Source organism: Stenotrophomonas sp. STEN030 (assembly GCF_056759995.1).
The window spans coordinates 14882-36157 of record NZ_JBRREB010000020.1 but is presented as its reverse complement, the minus strand read 5'-3'; the positions used below and the strand labels follow the sequence as shown (position 1 = coordinate 36157).

Here is a 21276-nt window from a genome sequence, read left to right as displayed (position 1 = left end):
GCGAACAGCCGACAGCTGGTTCGCTCGTATCCGGTGACGGCCACGTACATGCCTGACCGTGGCCGCGCCGTCGCAGTTGCAACACCCGCTGACGCGTTGAACGTCAGCGTTGCCGACGTATTGGCCGCGCAGGCACGCCTGCGCCGTTTTCTGCCGCCTACTCCACTGCATTACGCCGAGCGTTTCGGCACCTGGTTGAAGTTGGAAAACCTGCAGCGCACCGGCTCCTACAAAGTGCGTGGCGCCTTGAACGCGATGCTGGCTGCACTGGAACGCGGCGACGAACGCCCGGTGATCTGCGCGTCCGCAGGCAACCACGCCCAAGGCGTCGCCTGGGCCTCGCATCGGCTGGGCGTGCAGGCCATCACTGTGATGCCGCATGGCGCACCCGCCACCAAGATTGCCGGCGTCCAGCATTGGGGCGCCACCGTGCGCCAACACGGCAACAGCTACGACGAGGCCTTCGCCTTCGCCCGCGAACTGGCCGAGCAGAACGGCTACCGCTTCCTGTCCGCCTTCGACGACCCCGACGTAATCGCCGGCCAAGGCACGCTGGGCATCGAGTTGGCACCGCATGCACCGGACGTGGTGATCGTGCCGATCGGCGGCGGCGGCCTGGCCTCCGGCGTCGCGCTGGCCCTGAAATCGCAGGGCGTACGCATCATCGGTGCGCAGGTTGAAGGCGTGGACTCGATGGCCCGCGCGATCAAGGGCGACGTGCGCGAGATCGACCCGGTGCCGACCCTGGCCGACGGCGTCAAGGTGAAAATCCCGGGCTTCCTCACCCGCCGCCTCTGCGCCAGCCTGCTCGACGATGTGGTCATCGTGCGTGAAGCCGAGCTGCGCGAAACCCTGGTGCGGCTGGCGCTGGAGGAACACGTCATCGCCGAAGGTGCTGGTGCATTGGCACTGGCCGCTGGCCGCCGCGTCTCCGGCAAGCGTAAGTGTGCGGTGGTATCCGGCGGCAACATCGATGCCACGGTATTGTCGACCTTGTTGTCTGAAGTACGCCCCAGTCCACCGCGCAAACCTCGACGGCGTAACGCCGAACGACTTAGAAGCCGTGTCGTTGCATCGACACAGCGCAGTTCCAAATCCGAATCCCCCAAATTTTCCGTTACCGCCGCAGTCGAGGAGACCCTCTGGTGAATACTCCAACCAACAATACCCCGCGAATTACCATCTTCGACACGACCCTGCGCGACGGTGAGCAATCACCCGGCTGCAGCATGACCCCACCACAGAAGCTGGTGATGGCAAGGGCGCTGGCGGAACTGGGCGTGGACGTGATCGAAACCGGTTTCCCCGCAAGTTCGCAGTCCGACCGCGAAGCCATGGCCCTGATCTGCCGCGAGGTACGACAGCCGGTCCTGGCAGTGCTGTCGCGCTGCCTGGCCGGCGATATTGAAACCTCACTGAAGTCATTGGAAGCCGCAGCGCGCCCGCGCCTGCATCTGTTCCTGTCCACCAGTCCGCTGCACCGCGAGCACAAGCTGCGCATCAGCAAGGAACAGGTGCTGGAATCGGTGCACAAGCATGTGAGCATGGCGCGCGGCTATCTGGACGATGTCGAGTTCTCCGCTGAGGACGCCACCCGCACCGAACTGGACTTCCTGACCGAGGTCACCCAGGTCGCGATCGCCGCCGGTGCGCGCACCATCAACCTGCCCGACACGGTTGGCTTCACCACGCCGGAAGAAATCCGCGCGATGTTCCAGCACGTGATCGCCAATGCGGCCGGTGCCGACAAGGTGGTGTTCAGTACCCACTGCCACAACGACCTGGGCCTGGCCGTGGCCAACTCGCTGGCTGCCATCGAAGGCGGTGCGCGGCAGGTGGAAGGTTCGATCAACGGCATCGGCGAGCGTGCCGGCAACTGCGCGCTGGAAGAAATCGCGATGGTGCTGAAGGTGCGCAACGCCTTCTACAACTTCGATACCGGCTTCGACACCCAGCGCATCGTGCCCACCTCGCAGCTGCTGCAGCGTCTGGTCGGCATGCCGGTCCAGCGCAACAAGGCCATTGTCGGCGCCAACGCGTTCGCGCATGAGTCCGGCATCCATCAGCACGGCATGCTGCGCAACCGCAACACCTACGAAATCATGCGTCCGGAAGACGTGGGCTGGGAGTCCTCGCAGATGGTGCTGGGCCGCCACAGCGGCCGCGCCGCGGTCGAGGCACGCCTGCGTGCGCTGGGCTACTGGCTGGAAGAAGAAGAGCTGAAGCTGATCTTCGAGCAGTTCAAGGCACTGTGCGAGCAGCAGCGCGTGGTCACCGACGCCGACCTGCAGACCCTGATGCAGGGCACCTCCAGCAGCGACGGCTACCGCCTGGCCTCGATGACCATCAGCGATGTCGGCAGCCGCGCCAATGCACTGGTCGAGCTGTCTGATCCGGAAGGTAACCGCGTGGCCGAAACCGCGCAGGGCGACGGCCCGGTTGATGCCCTGTTCTCTGCATTGTCGGCCGCCACCGGCGTACAGCTGACCCTGGACAGCTACCACGTGCACAGCGTCGGTATCGGCGCCGATGCGCGCGGCGAAGCCAACCTGAGCGTGCGCCACGAAGGTGAGATCCTCGAAGGCACCGGCACCAGCCGTGACATCATCGAAGCCAGCGCCTTGGCGTGGCTGGATGTCACCAACCGCCTGCTGCGCCAGCGTGAAAGCAGCACCACCGAGGAAGCCGTCAGCGCCTGAGCGCGACGGCAGAACATAGGCAACGGAACGAACCAATGAGCTCCGCACCCAAAACCCTGTACGACAAACTGTGGGACGCCCACGTTGTCGTTCCCGAAAGCGACAGCGCGCCGGCCGTGTTGTACATCGACCTGCACCTGATCCATGAGGTCACCTCGCCGCAGGCCTTCACCGAGCTGCGCGACCGCGGCCTGAAGCCGCGCCGCACCGATCGCACCAAGGCGACGATGGATCACTCCACGCCGACCCTGCCGGCCGGCCCCGACGGCAAGCTGCCCTACGCCAGCAAGGCATCCGAAGCGCAGGTCGAAACCCTCGCCAAGAACTGCGCCGAGTACGGCATCGAGCTGTTCGACCTGTCCTCGGCCAACCGCGGCATCGTCCACGTCATCGCTCCGGAGCAGGGTTTCACCCAGCCCGGCATGACCATCGTCTGCGGTGACAGCCACACCTCCACGCATGGCGCATTCGGCTCGCTGGCGTTCGGCATCGGCACCAGCGAAGTCGGCCACGTGCTGGCCACGCAATGCCTGCTGCAGCGCAAGGCCAAGACCATGTCCATCACCGTCGATGGCGCCGTTGCGCCGGGCGTGGGTGCCAAGGACGTTGTCCTGCACATCATCGGTGTGATCGGCGTCAATGGTGGCACCGGCCATGTGCTGGAATTCCGTGGCTCGGCGATCCGCGCGATGGACATGGAACAGCGCATGACCCTGTGCAACATGTCGATCGAAGCCGGCGCCCGCGCCGGCATGGTGGCACCGGACCAGGTCACCTTCGACTGGGTCGCCAAGACCCCGCGCGGCCCCAAGGGCGCCGACTTCGACAAGGCCGTGGCGTACTGGTCCTCATTGAACAGCGACGAAGGCGCACGCTTCGATGTGGAAGTGCAGATCGATGCCGCCGACATCCGCCCGACCCTGACCTGGGGCACGCACCCGGGCACCGCGATTGCCGTTGATGCGCCGATCCCGGCTGCCAACGATGCCGCCGCGCAGAAGGGTTTGGACTATATGAAGTTCGAAGCCGGCCACAGTTTGATTGGCACGCCGGTGGACGTGGTGTTTGTTGGTTCCTGCACCAATGGCCGGCTGAGCGACATGCGCGAAGTTGCGCAGGTACTGCGCGGCCGCCACGTCGCCGATGGTGTGCGCATGCTGGTGGTGCCTGGCTCGGAGATCGTCAAGCGCGATGCCGAGGCCGAAGGCATCCACGAGATCGTGCGTGCCGCCGGTGCCGAATGGCGTGAGCCGGGCTGCTCGATGTGCATCGCCATGAACGGTGATCTGGTCGCACCGGGGCAGCTGGCGGTAAGCACCAGCAACCGCAACTTCGAAGGCCGCCAAGGGCCGGGCTCGCGCACCTTGCTGGCTTCGCCGATGAGTGCGGCATGGGCGGCGGTGAATGGCCGCGTTGCCGATACCCGCGATCTGTTTGCCAAGGAGGTGGCGTGATGGCCGCACTGACCCGCATCGTTTCGCGCAGCGTGGTGCTGCGCCAGACCAATATCGACACCGACCAGATCATTCCGGCGCGTTTCCTGTCCACCACCGAACGTGCCGGCCTGGGCAAGAACGCCTTCAATGACTGGCGCTGGCAGGCCGACGGCTCACCGAATGCGGAGTTCGCCTTCAACCAACCGCATAACCAAGGCCGCGCGATTCTGCTGGCCGGACAGAACTTTGGCTGTGGCTCCTCGCGTGAGCATGCGCCATGGGCACTGACCGATCTGGGTCTGCAGGCGATTGTCAGCAGCGAGATCGCCGATATCTTCCGCAACAACTCATTGAAGAACGGCCTGCTGCCGATCGTGCTGGACGAAGCCGACGTGCAGGCGCTGATGCAGAATCCGGATGACGAACTGACAGTGGATGTATCGGCGCGTGAGCTGCGTACATCCAGCGGCAAGACCTATAGCTTCCCGTTGGATGGTTTCTCGCAGACCTGTCTGTTGGAGGGCGTGGATCAGCTGGGTTGGCTGCTGGGCCGGGTGGATGAGATTGAGCGGTATGAGGCTGCGCACGCGGCCTGACTAAACACCCCTCCCCTTGCCGGCGCAGCCGGCAGGGGGAGGTCGGGAGGGGGTTGGCTTTTGGCTTGTATTGCTCAAACGGCAACAGCAGAAGCTACCCCTCCCCAGCCCTCCCCTGCGCCTTCGGCGCAAGGGAGGGAGCTCCCAACAAACAGCAACCGGAACCCATACATGCAAGCCAACATCGTCGTACTGCCGGGTGACGGCATCGGTCCTGAAATCACCGCCGTTGCCGTCGACGTGCTCAAGGCCATCGCAATCCGTTTCGGCCATAGCTTCAGCTTCAGCGAACACGACATCGGTGGCATCGCCATCGACAATCATGGCGAGCCGCTGCCGGCAGCCACCCTGGACGCCTGCAGCAAGGCCGATGCGGTCCTGCTCGGCGCCGTCGGTGGCCCGAAGTGGTCCGATCCGAATGCCAAGGTGCGCCCGGAACAAGGCCTGCTGGCGATCCGCAAGGCGCTTGGCCTGTATGCCAACCTGCGCCCGGTACGCACCCACCCGGCCGCGCTCAACGCCTCGCCGATCAAGCCCGAACTGCTCAAGGACGTGGACTTCGTGGTGGTGCGCGAACTGACCGGCGGCATCTACTTCGGCGAGAAGAGCCGCGACGCCGACAGCGCCAGCGATCTGTGCCGCTACACCGTGGTCGAGATCGAACGCGTGCTGCGCAGCGCTTTCCGCCTGGCCCAGCAGCGTCGCGGCAAGCTCACCTCGGTGGACAAGGCCAATGTGCTGGAAACCTCGCGCCTGTGGCGTGACATCGCCGCACGCATCGGCCGCGAAGAATTCCCGGATGTGGAACTGGAACACCAGCTGGTCGATTCCATGGCCATGCACCTGATCGCCAAGCCGCGCGTCTACGACGTGATCGTCACCGAGAACATGTTCGGCGACATCCTCACCGACGAAGCCTCGATGCTGGCCGGTTCGCTGGGCCTGCTGCCGTCGGCCTCGCTGGGTGAACAGGGCAAGGTCGGCATCTACGAGCCGATCCACGGCTCGGCGCCGGACATCGCCGGCAAGGGCATCGCCAACCCCTACGCCACCATCCTCAGCGCGGCGATGCTGCTGCGTCACTCACTGGGTCTGGAGGCGGAAGCCGCCGCGATCGAGCAAGCGGTCAGTACCGCACTCGACGGCGGTCACTTCACTGCCGACCTGGCCGCACAGGGGCAGGCGCTCAACACCCAGCAAGCCGGGCTAGCCGTGCTTGCGCAGTTGAACTGATGTAACTCGACGCGGCCCTTGGCCGCGTCTTTTTTTGCGGGCCGTTCCCGCTGGGTGGATACCACGCCGTTTCTTCATTGGACCTGTCGCTTCAGGTCCCGCACCAACAAAGGAATGACTTTGAACTACCGTACCCCCGACGACTTCCTGGCCTATGTGGCCAAGCGCGACCCCAACCAATCCGAGTTCCTGCAGGCGGTAAAGGAAGTGGCACACAGCCTGTGGCCGTTCCTGCAGCAGAACCCGAAATACACGCAATATGGGTTGTTGGAACGTCTGGTCGAGCCGGAGCGGGTCATCCAGTTCCGCGTCGCCTGGGCCGATGACAAGGGCCAAACCCACGTCAACCGCGCCTGGCGCGTGCAGCACAGCTCGGCGATTGGTCCGTTCAAGGGCGGCATGCGCTTCCATCCGTCGGTGAACCTGTCCATCCTCAAGTTCCTCGCCTTCGAGCAGACCTTCAAGAACGCGCTGACCACGCTGCCGATGGGCGGCGGCAAGGGCGGCTCGGACTTCGACCCCAAGGGCAAGAGCGATGGCGAAGTGATGCGCTTCTGCCAGGCCTTGATGCTGGAGCTGTACCGCCACCTCGGCCCGGATACCGACGTGCCGGCCGGTGACATCGGCGTTGGCGCACGCGAGGTCGGCTTCATGGCCGGCATGATGAAGAAGCTCAGCAACGACGCCTCCAGCGTGTTCACCGGCAAGGGTCTGGCCTTTGGCGGCAGCCTGATGCGGCCGGAGGCTACCGGCTTTGGTACGGTCTACTTCGTCGAGCAGATGCTGCACCACGCCAAGCGCCAGACCCACGGTGCCAAGGTGCTGGTGTCCGGTTCCGGCAACGTTGCCCAGTACGCGGCGATCAAGGCCAGCGAACTCGGCGCCAAGGTACTGACCTTCTCCGACTCCGGCGGCACCCTGTACGCACGCGATGGTTTCGACGAAACCGCCATACAGGAAGTGATGGCGTTGAAGAACGAGCGCCGTGGCCGCCTGTCCGAGCTCGGCGACGATGCCCGCTTTGAATTCCTCGCCGACCGTCGCCCCTGGCATATCCCGGCCGATATCGCCCTGCCCTGCGCCACACAGAACGAGTTGGACGAAACCGACGCACGCACCCTGGTCCACAACGGCGTGCTGTGCGTGGCTGAAGGCGCAAACATGCCGTCTACGCTGGAAGCGGTGGATGTGTTCCTGCAGGCCGGTACCCTGTACGCACCGGGTAAGGCCAGCAATGCCGGCGGTGTGGCAACTTCCGGCTTGGAAATGAGCCAGAACGCGTTGCGCCTGTCCTGGCGTCACGCCGATGTCGATGAGCGCCTGCACGTGATCATGAAAGAGATCCACGCCAACTGCGTGCACCACGGCGTACGTGCCGATGGCAGCGTCAATTATGTGGACGGCGCAAACATTGCCGGCTTCGTCAAAGTTGCTGATGCGATGTTGGCCCAGGGCTTGTACTGAGTCGTCCAGACTGCGCTTGGATTCCAAGTGGCGGCGCCTTCGGGCGCCGTCGTTGTTTCATCCAGATGGCAGTTCGACTCATCCGCGATCAGCGCAACTTTGCTGCCAACCAGCAGAGATCCGGACTACCGAGCTGCCCACTGCGTGATCGCATCCACTACGAGCATCACGAAAAAACGCGATTGCGACCTTCGCGCTTGGCGCGATAAAGCTGCCTGTCCGCCGCTGCCAACAAGGTGCGTCCGTCGGCCTGACCCGGGCCCAATGCCGCAACGCCGATACTGACGGTGACATTGACCTCGGCACCAACGTCATCGAAGCGCAGCCGTGCCAAACGGATCCGCAGTTCGTGCAGCGCCGCCATTGCTTCCTGCAACGGCATGCCGTGTATCACCACCAGGAACTCCTCGCCGCCGTGGCGCGCCACAAACTGCTCCTTGCCAAGCCGCAATTGCAACAGGCTGGCGATATCGCGCAACACCTGATCGCCGGCATCATGGCCGTAGCGATCATTGATCTGCTTGAAATGATCCACGTCCACCAAAGCCACATTCAGTTCCGTGCCTTCGGCTGTGGCGCGCTGCAGCGCCTGCTGCAAATGGGCGTCGCCCGCACGCCGATTAGGCAGGCCGGTCAGCGCATCGTGCATGGCCTGGTGTTCCAGCCGCTGCAACAGGCTGGCACGTTCAAAGTCGGCCTGCTCCAGCGCGCGGTTCTTCTCGCTCAGTTCCTGTGTACGCGCAGCGATCTCATTGCTCAAGCGCTGCTGTCCGCGTCGATAGCTGGCCGCACGCCAACCTGCCAGCAACAGGATCAGGCCGAGTACGGCAATACCGCTCAGCCAGCGCACCCAAGGCCGCTGCCATAGCGGGGCGGCGATATCCAGATTCAGCACCGCCTCGCCGCCACGACTGGTGTTCTCCCAATCCAGCGGCAATGACATTGCCTGGATGCGAAGGCGGTACTTGCCTGGCGGCAGATTGGTATAGACCGCCTCGATGCGGCTGCCAGCGTCCACCCAATCGGCATCAAAGCCTTCCATTCGATAGCGGTAGCGCATCTTGTCCGGCGCCCGGAAGCCCAACCCGGCAAAGGCGACGGCAATACGATCCACCCCGGCTGGCAGGGAATAGGCGCCGCGCACCGGCTGCGGTTCGCCATCAATGACCACGCTTTCAATGGCGACTGGCAGCTTGCGGAAACGCGAATTTCCATCTACCCGCTGCGGTTCAATCACCGCCAGGCCGCCGCCGGTGGGAATCAGCAGTTCACCTTTGCGCGTGAACCAACCTGCAGGCGATGAGGCGCCGTTGCTCTGGCTGCTCGGCATGCCATCGGTGTGATCCAGCACCTGTACCGCGAGGTGCGTGCGTGCGCCGGCAGCCACCGCTATCAGGTCACTGCGATCAAGCCGGAACACACCTTGGTTGCTGGACAACCATAGATGGCCAGCACCATCGCCGATCACCCGGAACACCTTGTCGCGCGGCAGTCCATTGCGATGGTCGAAAACGATGAGATCCAGCCCGCGCTTGCGTAGCAGTCCGTGGTCGCTGGCAATCCACAGATCACCGTTGTCATCGCCGAGGAAATCGAACACATAGCGTGCCGGGAAACCCGTCTCGGGCGACCACGCCTGCAGCTTGCCGTCCTTCTCAAAACTGGCCATGCCACCGTTGGTACCTACCCAGAGCACACCGGACGCGTCGCGATACAGAGCATGCACCGTAAGGCCCGGCAAGCCTTCTTCCAGTCCGTAGTGACGTAGATTGCCCTGCTGGTAGTGGAACAAGCCCTCCGAGCTGCCTATCCACAGGCCGCCGTCGCTCTCACTCAGCAAGCTGCGGATCAACGGCTGCCCGGTACCGGGCAAAACAATCTGCTGCACGATACGGCCAGCACCATCCAGGCGGAACACGCCTTGGTTGTAAGTGCCCGCCCACACCGCGTCGCCACGCGTGGCCAGTGCCAGCACCGATGCGTCGCGGCCAGCACCAGGCAACAACCGCACCGGACTGATCACATCATCACGCATGCGATTCAGGCCTTCGGAATGCCCGATCCAGACATCGCCGTTGTCAGACTGGATCAGCACACGCACATAGTCAGAGCCCAGCCCGTCTTCGCTGGTCAAACCGCGCGCGGCGCCCTCATCGATGCGGAACAAACCATCAGTGCTGCCCGCCCAGACCAGACCTTCGCGATCGATCAACAGGGCGGGACTGACCTGTCCGGGAACTGCGATGCGCTCGGTCTTGCCTGCTGCCAGCCGCACCAATCGGCCAGCGGAAAGACTCAGCCAAAGTGCACCCGCAGCGTCATGACGCACTGCATCCACGCGTTCACCGCGCAGCAGATGTTGGCGCTGGCCATCGCCGTGCAGCCAATGAACGCCATCGTCGGCAGCAACCACCCAGCCGTTGCTGCCATCTTCGACCAGGTCACGCACCACCCAGCCGGCGGTACCGTTCCACGCTGTCAGGCGGTCCTCCTGCACCTGGTAGACACCTTTTTCGGTGGCTACCAATACCGCACCGTCCGCGCTCTGGCGTAGTGCGGTAACCGACACCTCGGGCAACCCAAGCATGCCGCCAGCATCGAGCAGCTGCCCGGAGGGCAGCAAACGCAGCAGTTTTTCCTTGGCCGCAATCCACAGGCCGCCGGAGGAATCCCGCAGCAAGGCATTGACCGATAGATGCCGTGCATCGGCACCGCCCAGCGCCTCCCAGCGCCCGCGGTGATAGCGGTAGACGCCATCGGAAACCGTGCCGAACAGCATCGCACCGTCGGCCTCGGGCAAGATGCTGAGCACCCCGGAAAGCTCAACCCCGGGCGTGTTCTGGCGATCAAATACTGTAAAGCTGCGCCCATTGAAGCGGACCACGCCTTCCCAGGTGCCAAGCCAGATGAAGCCGTCACTGCCCTGTGCCACCGACTGCACCAGGTTGTGCGGCAAGCCCTGCTCCATGCCCCAACCGGCCACGGTATGCCGCGAGGCCTGTGCCAGGGGCAAGGTGGCCACCCATAGCAGTGCGGTTACCAGCAGGGCGCACAACCCAGCCGCCAGCCGATTCCGGCCTGCAAACAATGCAGTTGTAGCGTCAGCAATCCTCTGGCGTCTGTACAAACCCGCCTCCGCAGGTCGCGCCGACTCCCCCGTCGGCGCGCCAATTTACCATCCCAACCGTGAAAACCGTCATCGTTTCTTACGGCCTGCCCTACGGCCAGCCTTCACGATGACGGATCACTGCTGCGTGGCCCTCAGTGGCTGGCCTCGTCCGGGCGCACCCGGAACCAGGCCGCGTACAGGGCCGGCAGGAATACCAGGGTCAGCACCGTACCAACGATCAGCCCACCCATGATCGAGATCGCCATCGAGCCGTAGAAGGCACTGCGCGACAACGGGATCATCGCCAGCACTGCCGCCAGCGCGGTCAGCACGATCGGCCGGAAGCGGCGCACGGTGGCATCGATGATGGCGTGCCAGCGGTCGTGGCCGGCGTCGATGTCCTGCTGGATCTGGTCGATCAGGATCACCGAGTTGCGCATGATCATGCCGGCCAGGGCAATCGTGCCCAGCATCGCCACAAAGCCAAACGGCGCTTGGAACAGCAGCAGGAACCAGGTCGCGCCGATGATGCCCAGCGGTGCGGTGATGAACACCATCGCCGCCCGCGAGAAGCTGCGCAGCTGCACCATCAGCAAGGTCGCCACCACCACCAGGAACAGCGGCATACCGGCCTTGATCGAGTCCTGCCCGCGTGCGGAGTCCTCCACGGTGCCACCGGTTTCCAGCAGGTAACCGCTGGGCAGGGCGTCGCGGATCTCGCTCAAGGTCGGCACGATCTGCTCGACCACGCCTACCGGCAGCATGCTGTCGCCGATATCGGCACGCACGGTGACGGTTGGCAGACGATCGCGATGCCAGATAATGCCGTCTTCGAAGGCATATTCCAGCTTGGCCACCTGCGACAACGACACCGACTTACCGCTGGCGGTCGGAATGGACAGGCTGCCCAGCATGTCCAGGCGCGCGCGCTCGTCATCCGGGCCGCGCAGCAACATGCCGATCTGGCGGTTGCCCTCCCGGTAGGTACTGACCGTCATGCCCGACAGCGAACTGGTCAGGAACTGCGCGATCTGCGCACTGCTCACGCCGAGTACGCGGGCACGGTCCTGGTCCACGACCAGACGCACCACCTTGCTCGGCTCGCTCCAGTTGAGATTGACGTTGGTGGTATGCGGGTTCTGCCGCACCTTCTCCGCCACCTGCGCGGCAATCGCCTGTACCCGCTCGATATGCTCGCCGGAAATACGGAACTGCACCGGGTAACCAACTGGCGGGCCGTTCTCAAGCCGTGTCACACGCAGCTGCACGTCACCGAACTTGGGCACGACCTCCTTCAACAGCCAATCACGCAGCTGCTCGCGCGCCTTGGTGTCCTCGGCCAGCACCACGTACTGGGCGAAGTTGGTGGCCGGCAGCTGCTGGTCCAGCGGCAGGTAGAAACGCGGCGAACCATTGCCGACATAGCCGACGAAGTTGGCCACGCCCTTGTGGTCCTTGATCAGCGCTTCGAATTTCTGCGCCTGCGCCTGGGTGGCGGTCAGCGATGCGCCTTCGGCCAGTTCGATATCCACCATCAGCTCGGGCCGGGTCGAATCCGGGAAGAACTGCTGCGGTACGAAGCGGAAGATCACCAGCGAGAACACGAACAGACCAGCTGTGGCCATGATCACCAGCCAACGGCGGCGCAGGCAGGCATCCAGGAACACCCGGAAGCGCTGGTAGAACGCGCTCTTGTACGGATCATGATCGTGCGCCAGTTCCTTGGGCTTGATCAGGTTGGCCACGGCCGGGTTGCGATCAGCCCAGCGCAACCGCAGCGCATGCCAGCGCCCGGCGATGCTGCCCGGCTTGGGCGGCTGCGGGTTGTGCAGGTCCGGCAGCATCTTGTCGCCCAGGTACGGAATGAACAGCACCGCGGCAATCCACGACACCACCAGCGCGATGGTCACCACCTGGAACAGGGAACGTGTGTACTCACCGGTGCTGGATGCAGCGGTGGCAATCGGCAGGAAGCCGGCCGCGGTAATCAAGGTGCCGGTCAGCATCGGGAAGGCGGTGGATGTCCAGGCAAAGCTGGCCGCGCGCAGGCGGTCGTAGCCCTGCTCCATCTTGGTGGCCATCATTTCCACCGCGATGATCGCGTCATCCACCAGCAGACCCAGCGCCAGCACCAAAGCGCCCAGCGAGATCTTGTGCAGGCCGATATCGAACTGATGCATGACGAAGAAGGTCATCGCCAGCACCAGCGGGATCGATACCGCCACCACCAGGCCGGTGCGCCAGCCCAGCGAGAAGAAGCTCACCAGCAGCACGATCACCACCGCCTCGGTCAGCACCTTGACGAACTCGCCAACCGATTCCTTCACCGCATGCGGCTGGTCGGATACCTTGCGCAGCTGCATGCCCGCTGGCAGCGTCTTCTGCAACTGCTCGAACTCGCTGTCCAGGGTCTTGCCCAGCTTGAGGATGTCGCCACCGTTCTTCATCGCCACGGCGATACCGATGGCGTCCTCGCCCATGAAGCGCATCTTGGCCGAGGCAGGGTCGGCGAAACCGCGCTTCACTTCAGCGATATCGCCCAGACGCACGGTGCGTTCACCGGCCTGGATCGGGAAGTTGCGGATGTCCTCGACCGAGGTGAACTGACCGCTGACGCGCAGCTGCACGCGATCGGTCGGAGTCTCGAACCAACTGGCCGGGGCCACCGCATTCTGCTGCGCCAGCGCCTGCTGTACCTGCTGCATAGACACGCCCAGCGTGGCCAGCTTGGTGTTGGACAGCTGGATCCACACTTTCTCGTCCTGCAGGCCGAGCAGATCGACCTTGCCCACATCGTCCACGCGCTGCAGCTGCAGCTGGATGCGGTCGGCATAGTCGCGCATCAAGGCATAGTCGAAGCCCTTGCCGGTCAACGCATAGATATTGCCGAAGGTGTCGCCGAACTCGTCATTGAAGAACGGCCCGATCACCTCGGCCGGCAACTGCGAGTGGATGTCGCCGACCTTCTTGCGCACCTGGTAGAACAGCTCGGGCACATCCTTGGACGGCATCGAATCGCGCGCCATGAAGATCACCTGCGACTCACCCGGGCGCGAATAGGCCTGGATGAACTCGAACTCGCCAGTGTTCATCAGCGCTTTTTCGATCGGCTCGGTGACCTGCTTGGACACCTGCTCGGCGGTGGCCCCCGGCCACATGGTCTGCACCACCATCGCCTTGAAGGTGAACGGCGGATCTTCGGACTGCCCCAGGTGCTTGTACGACCAGGCACCGATGATCGCCATGGCGATCATCATGAACAGCACCAGCGGTCGGTTACCGAGCGCCCATTCGGAGAGATTGAAGCGTTTCACGCCTCACTCCCCTTTCTTTGCGGACGCGGCGGCAGGCGCAAGCACCGGCCGATTGCTGCGATCAACAGCAGTTACCTGCTGGCCTTCGCGCAGCAGATGCCCACCGGCGGCAACCACCCAATCCTCAGCCTTCAAACCCTGCAGCACCGGCACGCTTTCCGGGCCATAGGCACCCAGCGTCACCGTGCGCGCCTGCAACTTGCCATCAGCCGGATTCACCACCCAGACACTGCCCTGCTGCGGCTGCTTGCCAGCCTGCACCGCCGCCAGCGGCACGCTCATCACACCGTCCTTGCCGTGGGCGATGAACACCCGCGCGCTCTGCCCGAGTTCGACTGCGTCCAGTGCATCAGCAGCCAGACTGACTCGGGCGGCATAGGTACGCGCCTGCGGATCGGCGGCGGCGGCAATCTCGCGGATGCTGCCTGACAAGGGCTTGCTTGGCTGATTCCACAACTCAACCTGCACTGCCTGGCCGACGCTGAAATCGCGGATCGTGCTTTCCGGCAGCGCAATGGCAACCTCACGCGCGCCGTCAGCGGCCAATGTGTAGATGGTCTGGCCAGCGGCAACCACCTGCCCGGCCTCGGCCTCGCGGCTGGCGATCATGCCGGCTTCCGGCGCATGCAGCTGGGCATAGCCGGATTGATTGCGCGCAACATCGAGATTGGCCCGCGCCGCATCGGCCTGGCCCTGCGCGGCCTTCAATGCCGCAGTCTGCGCATCCAGCGCCGACTGGCTGACAAGCTGCTGGCTGGCCAGCGCCTGATAGCGCTTGTGCTCGTCGCGGGCACGCACCAGATCAGCCTCAGCGGCAGCGAACTGTGCCTGCGCAGCACGCGCCTGCAGGTTGTAGTCGGCAACATCGAGTTCGGCCAGCAACTGTCCCTTGCTCACCCGCTGACCGGCATCCACTTCGCGCCGCAGCAGCTTGCCGCCGACGCGGAAGGACAGTGCGGTTTCCTCGCGCGCACGCACCTCGCCCGGATAGGCGCCGATCGCCACTCCGCCATTACCGGCCGGGTGCTCCACCAACACAGGTACAGCATGTACAGGCGCGGTTTCAGGCTTGCCGCAGGCAGCAAGCAAGGGCAACAGCAGGCAACAGCCAATCCATCGAAGGTGGGTCATAAATAAGGTCGCTGACGCAAGGGGAGAGAGGGGACGGGATTTCACCGCCATTACTAAACGCATCGGTATAGTATAAATATCGAACCAGCTGGTCTAGTATTACCTGATGTCTCCGAAGAAACCCTCCCCAGCGCCCTCAGCAGCGGCGCCACGCAGCTCCGGTCCGGGTCGCCCCAAGGACCTGGGCAAGCGCGCGGCCATCCTGGACGCGGCCAAGGAGTTGTTCATCGAGCAGGGTTTCAACGGCGTCAGCATGGACGAGATTGCGGCCCGTGCCAGCGTCTCCAAGCTGACGGTCTACAGCCATTTTGGCGACAAGGACACCTTGTTCAGCGAGGCGATCCAGGCCAAGTGCGTGGAAATGATGCCGGACGAGCTGTTTGTCACCGATAACGAAGCGCCGCTGCGCGGCCAGTTGCTGGGCATTGGCCATGCCTTTTTCACCCTGATCAGCAGCGATGCGGCCATCGCCACCCAGCGCATGATGATGACCCCGGACACCGACGACCGGGTCAGGCAGATGTTCTGGCAGGCCGGCCCGGCCCGTACCGAGACCGCCTTGGCCGAGTTCCTCGGCGCCCGCGTTGCCCGCGGCCAGCTGGCCATTGACGACCTGGCCCTGGCCTCCCGACAGTTCTTCTGCCTGATCAAGGGCGAAGTCCATGCGCATATGATGTGTGGCCTGTGCGCCGCCCCGGATCAGCTCAATGCCGACGTGCATATCGCCGCCAGCGTTGATTTCTTCCTCCGGGCCTACGCCCCGCGCCAGCAAGCTGAATGAACCGGAGGTGCGAATGACTTCCGGCACTGCGTCCAACGCGGCCCTCGCCGCAATGTTGGACCCGTACTTTGTGTCTGGTAACCGGTAAAATGGCCGGCCCACTGCGCTGGAATGATGAGCTTCCCATGACGATCGATTACTCCCACGTCCGCGAAATGATGGTTGAACAGCAGATCCGGCCCTGGGATGTGCTGGAGGTCCGCGTGCTGGACGTGCTGGCCCGCCTGCCGCGTGAAGCCTTCGTCGCCGAATCGCACCGCGCCCTGGCCTATGCCGACATCGAGCTGCCGCTGGGCCATGGCCAGAAGATGATGAAGCCGGTCATCGAAGGCCGTACCTTGCAGGCGCTGGATCTGCAGCCGACCGATGAAGTGCTGGAAATCGGCACCGGCAGCGGCTTCCTGAGCGCCTGCATGGGCCAGCTGGCCCGCGAAGTGCTGAGCTTGGAAATCCAGCCGGAGCTGGCCGAGCGTGCCCGCCAGAACCTGGACGCCGCCAAGCTGGGCAGCAATGTCCGCATTGAAGTGGCCGATGGCCTGAATTGGCAGAGCCAGCGTCAGTTCGACGCCATCTGCATCACCGGTGCGGTAGAAACCGTTCCAGTGGAACTGCTGAAGCTGCTGCGCAGCGGCGGCCGCCTGTTTGCCATCCGCGGCGTCTCGCCGGTGATGGAAGCGGTGCTGGTCCAGGCCGATGGCAGCATTGCCTCGCTGTTCGAAACCGATCTTGATTATCTGCAGGGCGCTGCGCCCGCACCGCAATTCCAACTCTAAAACCGTCCAAGGAAGCCGCAATGATCCGCCGATCCCTCACCCTTGCGCTGGCAGTCGCTCTCACTCCGCTGACTTCCCATGCCGCCGACCTGTTGCAGGTCTACGAAATGGCCCGCAACGGTGACACGCAGCTGGCTGCGGCTGAATCCACGCGCCTGATCAACAAGGAAGGCCAGGTGCAGGCCCGCGCCGCGCTGTTGCCGCAGATCGGCGGTGAAGCGTCCTTGAACCGTACCCGCACCAGTTACGACGACATCAGCGGCAGCTCCACCTCCAAGACCCGCAACTACGGCATCAACGGCAGCCAGACCCTGTTCAACTGGAGCCAGTTCGCCAACCTGCGCGCGCAGCGTGACGTCAGCAAGGCTGCCGATTTCGATCTCGAGTCGGCCAACGACGAACTGGTCGTGCGTACTGCGACCACCTACTTCAATGTGCTGGTCGGCATCGAGTCGCTGACTGCCGCCGAGACCAACGAAGCCGCTGCCAAGAAGCAGTTCGACTATGCCGACAAGCGTCTGGAAGTGGGTCTGGCACCGATCACCGACATGCACGAAGCCCGGGCCCAGTTTGACCAGGCACGTGCTAATACCATCATTGCCCGCAATGCACTAGAAGACGCCTACCAGGCGTTGACCGAGCTGACCGGCCAGCCGGTGCGCGACCTGCGCGGCCTGCCGGTAGACTTCCGCCCGGAAGTGCCAGCCAACCGCGGCAACGTCGACCAGCTGGTCGCCGATGCGGTCTCGCGCAACCCGGCACTGAAGGCGCAGGAGCTGCAGGTCAGCGCCGCCGAGTCCAACGTCTCCTCCGCCCGTGGTGGCCACTACCCGACCCTGTCATTGGGCGGCAGCTGGGGCAAGAGCGCGCGTTGGGGTGACACCACTGGTAGCGGCTCTGTCGCTCCGGACGCCACCACCAACTCGATCGGCCTGACCCTGAACGTGCCAATCTTCGCCGGTGGTGCCACCCAGTCCGGCGTACGCCAGGCGCTGGCCCGTCGCGATATCGCCCAGGATACCTTCGAGCAGCAGAAGCGTGCCCTCGACCGCAACACCCGCAATGCCTACCAGGCACTGGTTGCCGGTATCAGCGAAGTGGAAGCGCGTCGCCTGACCGTGGTCTCGGCACAGAGCGCCTACGACGCCTCGCAGGTCGGTCTGGAAGTCGGTACCCGTACCGTGCTGGACGTGGTTCAGAACCAGCGCACCCTGTTCCAGGCCCAGCTGGACTACGCAACGTCGCGCTACAACTTCTTGCAGGCCCGCCTGCAGTTGAGCCAGGCCATCGGCGATTTGGATATCAGCGAAATCCAGGACATCAACCGCCTGCTGACGGTGGATGCGAGCTCGAAGCAGTGAAGCAATCCGCAGTCACAGGCAGTCACAAAAAACGGGCCCTTTAGGGCCCGCTTTTTTATGGATAGATGAAACACGTCCCAGCAAGCGAAAGGGTCCATCCACCGACCGGGTATTGATAGGAAAACGTTACAAAACTGCTGATCAGATTCCCCCCTTGTCGTGCGCAGGCAATACCCGCGATCTCGTTTGCATTGGCGACCGCCGCTGCATAGGTAGGACCCACACCTTGAGTCGTCACATACCCATATGAAGCAGACGCGGGGGCAGAGAAAGCGCCCAACGCCGTAGCCAAGATTCCGGCTACCAGCAGTTTCGGGGTAATGTTCATCAACATCACACATTCTCCTTGATCGCTGCGAAAGTGCAGCGAGATCATGATCCGGCAAAGATTCCGGACATGATGTGGCAACACTCCGGGCACAAAATCCTCGGTAGTGGCAGCCTTCAAAATTGCCGTCGGCACCGTAGCTCAGCCAGGCGTAGCGCGCACAGGAAACAACGTTGTGCACGCCTTCCCGGCTCACTGTGCATACCCGTGCCATGTCGCCCGACACTGCTCATTTGTGGGAGCGGTGTAAGCCGCGAAGCATGGGCATCATCAGATGGCACCGGAACCAAGGGCTTCAGCAAGGTCAGCTTCGCGGCTTACGCCGCTCCCACAGACAATCACCACCAAGGCAGCGGGTAAACCGCTACGACGCGGACTCACTCGGCGGCGGCAACTGCGGGGTGATCAACGCAATCGTATGCTCAAGCGCGCCACGGCCATTGGCCACCAGTGCGCGTCCCGCAGCAACCATGCGTTCGCGCTCGGCTTCGTCCTGCAATAGACGCGACACGGCTGCACCCACTTCCGCCGCATCAGCACAGATGCACAGCGCTCCAGCCTCATCCATCCGCCGCGAGATCTCGGCGAAGTTATGCAGATGCGGGCCAGTAACCGCTGCCGTGCCCATCGCCGCCGGCTCCAGCAGATTATGGCCACCGATAGCCTGCAGACTGCCGCCGACAAACGCCACCTGCGCGCAGGCATAGAACGCCATCAACTCACCCAGCGTGTCGATCACGAATACCTGCGCATCCGCGCCCGGCCATTGCTGCGCTTTGCGCGTGGCCACCCGCCAGCCCGGCTCGCGCGCCAATGCTTCAACTTTGGCGAAACGTTCGGGGTGACGTGGCGCCCACAGCAGCAAGGCATCCGGATGCTGCTGCAACAAACGCGCATGGATTTCGATCACCGCCTGCTCTTCGCCTTCGTGGGTGCTGGCGGCAATCCATATCGGCCGCGTCGCCGCCACGTGCTGGTGGAAGGCCTGCAGCACCGCCGTCGGATCCGGCGGATGGATATCGAACTTCAGATTGCCCAAGGCCTGCACCTGCTCGGGCATCGCCCCCAGCTCGATAAAGCGGTCGGCATCGGCCTGCGACTGCGCCGCCACGCAGGTGACCGTGCGCAGCGCGCGACCAACCAGCGCCTTCAACGCCCGGTAGCCCTTCAGCGACCGCGCCGACAGGCGGGCATTGAGGATGTACACCGGAATGCCGCGATCGCGGCAACCGAACAACATGTTCGGCCACAACTCGGTTTCCAGGATCAGCGCCAGGCTGGGCTGGAAATGGCCCAGAAATCGACTGACACTGCCGGGCACGTCATAGGGCAGATACACATGATCGACCGCATCACCCCATAGCGCGCGCACCCGCTGCGAACCGGTCGGAGTGATGGTGGTGATGATCCAACGGATATCCGGCCGCTGCGCACGCAGGGCATTGACCAGCGGCGCGGCCGCATTGACCTCTCCCACCGACACCGCATGCAACCACACCCGCGGCTGACCGCCACTTTCCGGGTAGGAGGCATATCGCTCGTCCCAGCGCTGAAAATACTCGCGCACACGAAACCCGCGCCACACCAGGTGGTACACAGTGATGGGCAGCAATAGATAGAGCACGACGGAATAGATGCCGCGCAGCAGAAATTCGACTGGATCCTTACGCATCGGCGAAGGATACGGGAGAACAGCGGAACTGCGTGAGACGAAGAGCCGCCAACCGCGCCTGCTTTGCTTCCTCCCTGGCGCGCAGCGCAGGGGAGGATTGAGGAGGGGTGCACCGGCTTTTTGCCTTCACCCCCGAGCCCCGCCCTGATCCAGCACCCACATCCGGCACTCCAACAAACCCGACCCCGCTCCTAATGCTGTTCACGCAAGCGAAGCAGGTAGTGCACCGGCCTGGCGTTTGCCTGTGGGAGCGGCGTAAGCCGCGAAGCTGACGCTGCCCCCCTCCGAAACCTGCGCCATCTGATGATGTTCACGCTTCGCGGCTTACGCCGCTCCCACAAAAAATCCGGCGCCAGAAGTCTGGCATCGAGTTCTGAGTGGCTCAAACGCTTAAGTCAACAGCACTACACCCTGCTCCAGCCGTCATCCCCGTGGCTTAGAATCGACCCATGTCCGATTCACCCTCCACCGCCACCCGGCCCTCGTTGCTGCAGCCACGTCATTGGCCCACCTTTGCCTGGCTTGGCATCGCCCTCGTCGCCGCGCGCCTGCCATGGACGCTGCAGCGCGCCCTCGGCCGCGGCATTGGCTGGCTGGCCCTGCATCTGGCCCGCAGCCGCCGCCATGCCGCCGAGGTCAACCTCAAACTGTGCTTCCCGGAGCAGGACGAGGCCTGGCGGCAGCGCCTGCTGCGCGACAGCTTCGACGCACTCGGTGTGGGGATATTTGAATTTGCCCGCGCCTGGTGGGGCAAGATCGACGTGATCCGCCCGCAGGTGCAATGGGAAGGGCTGGAGCATCTCAAGGCATTGCAGGCCGAAGGCCGTGGCGTGCTGCTGGTGTCAGGCCACTTCATGACTTTGGAGATGTGCGGCCGCCTGCTCTGCGATCACGTGCCGTTGGCCGGCATGTACCGCAAGTACCGCAACCCGGTGATGGAATGGGCGGTGAAGAGCGGCCGGCTGAAATACGCCTGCGCGATGTTTGCCAACGAGGACATCCGCGCCACCGTGCGCCATCTGAAGAAAGGCGGCTTTCTCTGGTACGCACCGGACCAGGACATGCGCGGCAAGGACTCGGTGTTCGTGCCGTTCTTTGGCATGCAAGCCTCCACCATCACCGCCACCCATCAGTTCGCGCGGATGACCGGCTGTGCCGTGGTGCCCTACTTCCACCGGCGCGAAGGCAGTGGCTATGTGCTGAAGATCGCACCGCCCCTACCCGACTTCCCCACCGACGACGCGGTTGCAGATACCGCCCAGGTCAACGCCGCCATCGAACAGATGGTGCGCGAAGCGCCTTCGCAGTATCTGTGGATCCACCGCCGCTTCAAGCGTCAGCCCGAAGGCCGCAGCCACTTCTACGACTGAAGCGGCTGC

15 protein-coding genes are annotated in these 21276 nt (G+C 63.8%); 10 read left to right on the top strand and 5 right to left on the bottom strand.

Annotated elements, in window-relative coordinates; all coding sequences use genetic code 11:
- Positions 1-48 precede the first annotated feature (48 nt).
- The 6 genes from ACVOLR_RS08870 (at position 49) to gdhA (ending at position 7428) form a co-directional block, all read left to right on the top strand.
- A complete protein-coding gene (locus tag ACVOLR_RS08870) occupies positions 49-1149 on the top strand; it encodes a threonine dehydratase (protein ID WP_481536127.1) in 1101 nt (366 codons plus the stop codon).
- Positions 1146-2699 carry a 2-isopropylmalate synthase gene (locus ACVOLR_RS08865; RefSeq protein ID WP_481536126.1) on the top strand — a complete coding sequence of 518 codons (1554 nt, stop codon included), beginning with the start codon at positions 1146-1148 and terminating at the stop codon, positions 2697-2699. The genes ACVOLR_RS08870 and ACVOLR_RS08865 overlap by 4 nt, the downstream gene beginning before the upstream one ends.
- A 35-nt stretch (positions 2700-2734) precedes the next feature.
- Positions 2735-4153 carry a 3-isopropylmalate dehydratase large subunit gene (gene leuC / locus ACVOLR_RS08860; protein ID WP_481536125.1) on the top strand — a complete coding sequence of 473 codons (1419 nt, stop codon included), beginning with the start codon at positions 2735-2737 and terminating at the stop codon, positions 4151-4153.
- Positions 4153-4731: a 3-isopropylmalate dehydratase small subunit gene (gene leuD, locus ACVOLR_RS08855; RefSeq protein ID WP_481536124.1), complete on the top strand. Its 579-nt coding sequence runs from the start codon at positions 4153-4155 to the stop codon at positions 4729-4731. Before leuC ends, leuD begins: the two co-directional genes overlap by 1 nt.
- Positions 4732-4902: 171 nt before the next feature.
- Positions 4903-5964: a 3-isopropylmalate dehydrogenase gene (leuB, locus tag ACVOLR_RS08850; RefSeq protein WP_481536123.1), complete on the top strand. Its 1062-nt coding sequence runs from the start codon at positions 4903-4905 to the stop codon at positions 5962-5964.
- 120 nt (positions 5965-6084) lie between these two features.
- Positions 6085-7428, top strand: a complete 1344-nt coding sequence (gene gdhA, locus ACVOLR_RS08845) for an NADP-specific glutamate dehydrogenase (RefSeq protein WP_481536122.1) — start codon at positions 6085-6087, stop codon at positions 7426-7428.
- Between the two features lie 166 nt (positions 7429-7594).
- On the opposite strand, the gene ACVOLR_RS08840 is transcribed toward gdhA, so the two are convergent.
- The 3 genes from ACVOLR_RS08840 to ACVOLR_RS08830 form a co-directional block, all read right to left on the bottom strand.
- Positions 7595-10483 carry a diguanylate cyclase gene (locus ACVOLR_RS08840; protein WP_481536121.1) on the bottom strand — a complete coding sequence of 963 codons (2889 nt, stop codon included), beginning with the start codon at positions 10481-10483 and terminating at the stop codon, positions 7595-7597.
- Between the two features lie 206 nt (positions 10484-10689).
- On the bottom strand, positions 10690-13851 hold the full coding sequence (locus ACVOLR_RS08835; RefSeq protein WP_481536120.1) for an efflux RND transporter permease subunit: 3162 nt from the start codon (positions 13849-13851) through the stop codon (positions 10690-10692).
- Between the two features lie 3 nt (positions 13852-13854).
- A complete protein-coding gene (locus tag ACVOLR_RS08830; RefSeq protein ID WP_481536119.1) occupies positions 13855-14982 on the bottom strand; it encodes an efflux RND transporter periplasmic adaptor subunit in 1128 nt (375 codons plus the stop codon).
- Positions 14983-15088: 106 nt separating this feature from the next.
- Between ACVOLR_RS08830 and ACVOLR_RS08825 the strand changes: the two genes are divergently transcribed.
- The 3 genes from ACVOLR_RS08825 (at position 15089) to ACVOLR_RS08815 (ending at position 17897) form a co-directional block, all read left to right on the top strand.
- Complete coding sequence (locus ACVOLR_RS08825; protein WP_481536118.1) at positions 15089-15763, top strand: TetR/AcrR family transcriptional regulator; 675 nt, start codon at positions 15089-15091, stop codon at positions 15761-15763.
- Positions 15764-15888: 125 nt separating this feature from the next.
- Positions 15889-16536 (top strand): protein-L-isoaspartate O-methyltransferase family protein, encoded by a 648-nt coding sequence (locus ACVOLR_RS08820; protein ID WP_282267184.1) that lies wholly within the window; start codon positions 15889-15891, stop codon positions 16534-16536.
- Between the two features lie 20 nt (positions 16537-16556).
- Positions 16557-17897 (top strand): TolC family outer membrane protein, encoded by a 1341-nt coding sequence (locus ACVOLR_RS08815; protein ID WP_481536117.1) that lies wholly within the window; start codon positions 16557-16559, stop codon positions 17895-17897.
- Positions 17898-17952: 55 nt separating this feature from the next.
- On the opposite strand, the gene ACVOLR_RS08810 is transcribed toward ACVOLR_RS08815, so the two are convergent.
- Both ACVOLR_RS08810 and waaA read right to left on the bottom strand, forming a co-directional pair.
- On the bottom strand, positions 17953-18273 hold the full coding sequence (locus ACVOLR_RS08810) for a hypothetical protein (RefSeq protein WP_481536116.1): 321 nt from the start codon (positions 18271-18273) through the stop codon (positions 17953-17955).
- Between the two features lie 316 nt (positions 18274-18589).
- Positions 18590-19897 (bottom strand): lipid IV(A) 3-deoxy-D-manno-octulosonic acid transferase, encoded by a 1308-nt coding sequence (waaA, locus tag ACVOLR_RS08805; protein ID WP_481536115.1) that lies wholly within the window; start codon positions 19895-19897, stop codon positions 18590-18592.
- A gap of 449 nt (positions 19898-20346) precedes the next feature.
- Here waaA and ACVOLR_RS08800 point away from each other — a divergent pair, with 449 nt between their 5' ends.
- Positions 20347-21267, top strand: a complete 921-nt coding sequence (locus tag ACVOLR_RS08800) for an LpxL/LpxP family Kdo(2)-lipid IV(A) lauroyl/palmitoleoyl acyltransferase (protein WP_481536114.1) — start codon at positions 20347-20349, stop codon at positions 21265-21267.
- Positions 21268-21276: the final 9 nt, after the last annotated feature.